The sequence below is a fragment of the Methylobacterium nigriterrae genome (assembly GCF_037106235.1).
GTDB classification, from domain to species: domain Bacteria; phylum Pseudomonadota; class Alphaproteobacteria; order Rhizobiales; family Beijerinckiaceae; genus Methylobacterium; species Methylobacterium nigriterrae.
In genome coordinates, this window is record NZ_JBAWTG010000235.1 from 1 (window position 1) to 4,742 (window position 4,742).

Genomic DNA, 4,742 nt, shown 5'->3' on the forward strand with positions numbered 1-4,742 from the left:
CGCAGATCGACGGACAAGGTTGTCGGCATGGCCTCCTCCTTGCCCCATCAACCCTCAGCCGCCCAGCACAGCTTCCGATCGGACGAGCCCCGCTCTAGGTCTCGCTCCGCCTCACGTGCTTGTTAAGCCGGTCTTCAGCACGCTCGGGGCAGTCGGGAGGGGCACGTAAGGCTCTGACCAAGAACGACCAATGAGGCTTCTCGCCCTCGCAACCGCTGCTTGCCTGATCCTATCCACCGCAGCGAAAGCGGAAGGTAATGCGCTCTATGAGAGGTGGCGCACCGTGAAATCGTCCTTCATGGGCGGTGAGTTCCTCCTGAAATGCGGGAACGATCTCAGGATCAGACGCTCTTGGATGGGCAAGATCGAGGCTCACTTTCTGGATCCCACGATGAACTGGAAGCCGCTGGATGTGGTGTCCATTTCAGATGGCGGACTAGAATACGAAGGGCTCGGGCGAAAACCACAAGTCACAATCAAGGTGATGGAGTTGATGCAGAAGGCGGCCTCGTCTCAGGTGGCGCCAAACAAATTGTACGAGTCTCTGATAAAGATATCTCCCGACCCTAATGATTGGAGAGCGATTAGTTCAAAGATAAACTTTGTCACCGGTAGCTATTATGACATCTTCGATGGGCCTGTCACGTTTAAAGCTGTGTGGCAAAAGGAAAACGTCTACAATATAGTAGATAGAAATAAGATTGAAACTGAGGTTGCGGTCACTCTAGACCCTGAGTTTGTTGCAGATGATCGCCCTTGCGTGCCTAACTGACACTGGGTGTAAGTGGACGACTCCGCCAAAAAACACAGCAAAAATCTGACGCCCTATCCGCCAACCCCAGTTTGCCCAGGTTCCCCCGTGGCCGGGCATGAGGTCCTTCGATTGGGCAAGGCAGGGAAGAGGCACCGTTCAAGTCAGGCTGGGGTAGGCACTACGATGGCAAAGCGGTTCACCGCGTCTCATCCGCAGACCGCTGCGCTGCGTGGTCCATTTAGATGATGCAGCCGACCACGGTAGAGTGTAACACATACCCCCAGCGGAGTTCAGGCTGACCGCGCTTAGCCCATGAGGCGAAGGCATAGGGCAGTCTTCGGGGGGCGGTGAAGATGCTGTTTGTGCTTATGCTTGCTGGGGTCGTTGGCGGCCTTATCACGGCAGCGCTGGCCTTTTTCTTCGGCTGGCTAGCAGCCTTGATCGCAGCTCCAATCGGCGGGTCTACCGTCGCACTGCTGGTTGTGAGCTACCTGGCGCACAGGCGCTCGACAAAGCTCAAAGCCGTCCAAGTCTCAGAGGAATCCACCCCTTACAGCCAAGCGGCCTAGGACCGGCCTGAGTGCGGGCCCGTTCAGACGCTCGCAGGGGAAAGCACGAGGGGAACGGCAGAAATGCCGGGCTGTTGGGCCTATGCTCGGCCTTTGGCTCCCCCTGACGCTGGGTGTCCTCCGAACCTTCAGCCCTGCCGTTTGGTGGGGCTTCTCTTTGCCTCGGGGTTAGCTCAGGGGTGACGGGAGAGAACGGCCCTAGTGCAGGCGAGAGCGGTCCTGCCTTGTCGCCCAGCATGAGAGCTGATCCCAGTCCACCCTCAGCACGAGATCGCGGAGGCGCTGAACATCATCTCGGGTTGGCGGCCGAGCTTGGGTCTTCAGGCGAGCAACGATAGCGGCGTCGGTCTCCATCATGGGAACCCCATTGAACTGAGGAACAACCTCGTGCCGTGCTAACCTGTGATAAGGATCATGGGTTGCGGCCCAGCCTTGGCTGATCCGCCTGAGCCACTCGCGCCCTTGTCAGAGAACCGTCGCGTGGTGTGGCTGAAGGCCGATGTCGCCCGCCTGCTCAGGGCTGAGGATCTCGTCGGTCGCTTCCACGATGCATTCCGGAGCAACCCGCTCGCGAACCAAGTCGGCCGCCACTTCCACGTTCTCCGCCAGCACCGCCCATCGTTTGGTGACCGGCTCCTTGCCTGCAATGCGGGGCGGCTCGGCGGTGATGACGTAGGCCCGAAGCGGTCGACTCATAACGGCACTCAACGCTGATGAAGCGGAGCCATATACGCTCGACGCTCACCATCCGTTCCCTTCTCCATAGCAGGGCGTTCTGCGGCGTGAAGTGACGGCTTGCGAGCGGGTTGTTGCGAGGTCCTCGCCGCTGAGCCGAGGGATCGAACTGCCGAGATGCGAGTTGATGTTACTCCGGTTAACATCCGAGGTGCACCGTGGCGGTTCTGGAGATTGAAGCCGAACAGGTCGAAGTTCTGGCAGCGGAGGCATACGCTCTAATGAACGAGAGCCTTGCTCGTCAGGGATGCGATGAGCATGCGTTCTGGCATGCCGTATCGCTGATCTACCGGCGCGGATTGCCGAGTCTCACGCCAGAGCCAGCACCGGAAACCATCAGCATCGCTGCGTAGTACGGGCAAGATTATGAACAGTCGCAGTCTAAGCTCTTCGGATTTCCTCGCAAAAACCTGAGGACCTATCCGCTCAGCCGCTTTGCCCTTGTTCCCCCCGTGGCCGGCCACTCAGTCCTCTCAATCGAGCCACCCGGAGGGCGGGCACCTTGGTTCGGCTTCGGGGCTGGCTCTCAGGTTGACCCAGGGCATGTACGGGCTCGCTCAGAGGCTTGTTGAGGGCCACACCCGGGGAGAGGCTGGGCATCTCCTGAACCTCCGGCTCTCACGTTCTGCCACTCTCGTGGTGGGGCTTCTGGTTGTCCGGGGTTGGCACGGGGCGTGGATCTAGATGTCGGGCCCAGGGTGACGGTCTGGCATGGGCAAGCTGTTCTTACCCGCGATTGAGGCGGGAACCTTCGTGCTTGGCTGCCTGCTCATTCAGGCAAACCACAGGCGCCCCGAGGCCGTCGCGGATGTCCTGCTGCTCCTTGCTTGGATGGTAGGCGTGTTCTCTTTCCTGGCGGTCCTAGGATGGAGGTGGTGAGCGAAGGAACGGCGGAGCTACAGTAGCGTTGGGGTGAGGTACGGCTTGCTCCCCGCCTGTCGTACGTGACCCCAGAGACGACCTTCGCCCTGGCCTTGCGCTGGGGCTTCTTTCTTTGGGGGGCTCAGCGGTTCCTCAGGTCATTGATCCTGCGGAGGATCTGCTCCCGGTGAGCATACCATTCCGCGAGGGTGTCCTTGAAGGTGGCCAGCAGTTCCTCAGACCGAGCCGTGTCGCGCCCATCTGCCCTCAACTCCTCGATCCTGTCGATCTGCTCCGTGATGCGGCGCTCACCGTCTGCGATGTCCTGATCTGCCTTGATGAGGGTGGCCTTTTCCACATCGAGGCTGCTGATGGGCGATGATGGAGGCTCGGCCATGAGGATTAACCGAGGTTAAGTCCCTCCGTTCCGTCATGCGCGGGCTTGTTCGGGCTTTGGTCGCGGTCTGCTCCGTGAATGTCCTGGCGATTTGATCTAATGAGACACACCCATGTGGTTCAGTTTAGGTGCACCCCTGGCGAACCATAGCGCGGCTGGTTCAGCATGGCCTCTTGACCATCTATAATGAACCAATCATCATTGGACCATCCTAACTGAACCGATGGGGGCGCGATGTTCGTTCGGGCTTACCTCAGGGCTTCCACCGATGAGCAAGACGCCGAGAGGGCCAAAGCAGCGCTTGAGAGCTTCGCATCTGAGCACGGCCTCAGGATCGCGAACTGGTACGTTGAGAACGAGAGCGGATCGACGCTCGCCCGGCCTGAGTTGTTCCGGCTGCTCAAGGATGCTCGCCCCGGTGACGTGCTCTTGGTGGAGCAAGTGGACCGCCTGTCTCGCTTGACGGCCAACGACTGGGAGAAGCTGAAGGCCGAGATCGGCTCGCGTCGCCTGAGAGTGGTGGCGCTCGACCTGCCAACCTCCTGGATGATGGCGACCAGCAAGGCTGACGAGTTCACCAGCCGGATGTTCGAGGCCATCAACGGGATGATGCTCGATATGCTCGCGGCTGTGGCTCGCAAGGACTACGACGACCGGCGCCGCAGGCAAGCCGAGGGGCAAGCCAGGGCGAAGGCTGAGGGCAAGTACAAGGGCAGGCAGGAGGATGTCGCCCGGAATGCCGGGATCGCCTCGATGCTCACGGCAGGGCTGAGCTGGTCCCAGATCCAAGCCTCAACCCGGTGCAGCCGAGCGACCATCGCCAAGATAGCGAAGGGCACCAGAGTCACAGCCTAGAGCAAGGCGGCAAGAAGGATCGCCATGCATCTAGGCCATCATGATCCATCCAGGGGGCTGCCTCAGTCGTCGGTCAGCAGCTAAGCCGCCGATGCTCATAGCGACCATTAACCCGATAGTGCGCTGCGCCAGACGATACGATGCCGCGTCTGACAGCTCGGCGAACGTCAGGATTGCAGCGCAGGTACTCGCGTTCATTGAATCCGTACCCACGATCCCTGCGCCCGTAATCACGGTCGCCATACGGTTGAGCTGAGACAGAGCCCATTGCACCCATCAGGCTCAGACCTATGGCCGCTATTGCACAAAGCGCCTTCATGTCGCGTGTTCTCCTCGTGAGGAGCTAGGAACGCCTTGAGGGGCAAACGGTTCGCTCGGCCTTTCTGGTCGGCCCACGTAGAACCCGGAAGGGCATCCCGACTGCGGCAGGGGCCAGTGGCAGGCCATTCAGGTGCAGCGAGTGTTGGCGCGACGTAACCGATCGGCTGGGACCACGCCCGGTCTGAGCGTGGTGTGCTAAGCTGCTCGGATGTCGGTCGACGAGGAGCGCATCGACGAGGCGGTGCTCGCC

At 60.4% G+C, this 4,742-nt stretch carries 6 protein-coding genes; 3 read left to right on the top strand and 3 right to left on the bottom strand.

Annotated features, from left to right (window positions below; translation table 11 throughout):
• Positions 1–190: 190 nt before the first annotated feature.
• Positions 191–772, top strand: a complete 582-nt coding sequence (locus tag WDW90_RS35065) for a hypothetical protein (RefSeq protein ID WP_336492352.1) — start codon at positions 191–193, stop codon at positions 770–772.
• Positions 773–1,788: 1,016 nt separating this feature from the next.
• Here the strand turns inward: WDW90_RS35065 and WDW90_RS35070 are convergent.
• Positions 1,789–2,019: a hypothetical protein gene (locus tag WDW90_RS35070; RefSeq protein ID WP_336492353.1), complete on the bottom strand. Its 231-nt coding sequence runs from the start codon at positions 2,017–2,019 to the stop codon at positions 1,789–1,791.
• A 197-nt stretch (positions 2,020–2,216) separates the two neighbouring features.
• Between WDW90_RS35070 and WDW90_RS35075 the strand changes: the two genes are divergently transcribed.
• Entirely contained in the window at positions 2,217–2,411 is a 195-nt protein-coding gene (locus WDW90_RS35075) for a hypothetical protein (RefSeq protein WP_336492354.1), read from the top strand.
• 650 nt (positions 2,412–3,061) lie between these two features.
• Here the strand turns inward: WDW90_RS35075 and WDW90_RS35080 are convergent.
• Positions 3,062–3,316 carry a hypothetical protein gene (locus WDW90_RS35080; RefSeq protein ID WP_336492356.1) on the bottom strand — a complete coding sequence of 85 codons (255 nt, stop codon included), beginning with the start codon at positions 3,314–3,316 and terminating at the stop codon, positions 3,062–3,064.
• A gap of 234 nt (positions 3,317–3,550) precedes the next feature.
• On the opposite strand from WDW90_RS35080, the gene WDW90_RS35085 reads away from it, so the two are divergent.
• The gene (locus tag WDW90_RS35085; RefSeq protein ID WP_336492357.1) at positions 3,551–4,171 is read left to right on the top strand and encodes a recombinase family protein; all 621 of its coding nucleotides are present in this window, start codon (positions 3,551–3,553) and stop codon (positions 4,169–4,171) included.
• 73 nt (positions 4,172–4,244) lie between these two features.
• Here WDW90_RS35085 and WDW90_RS35090 read toward each other — a convergent pair whose 3' ends face one another.
• Complete coding sequence (locus WDW90_RS35090; protein ID WP_336492359.1) at positions 4,245–4,490, bottom strand: hypothetical protein; 246 nt, start codon at positions 4,488–4,490, stop codon at positions 4,245–4,247.
• Positions 4,491–4,742: the final 252 nt, after the last annotated feature.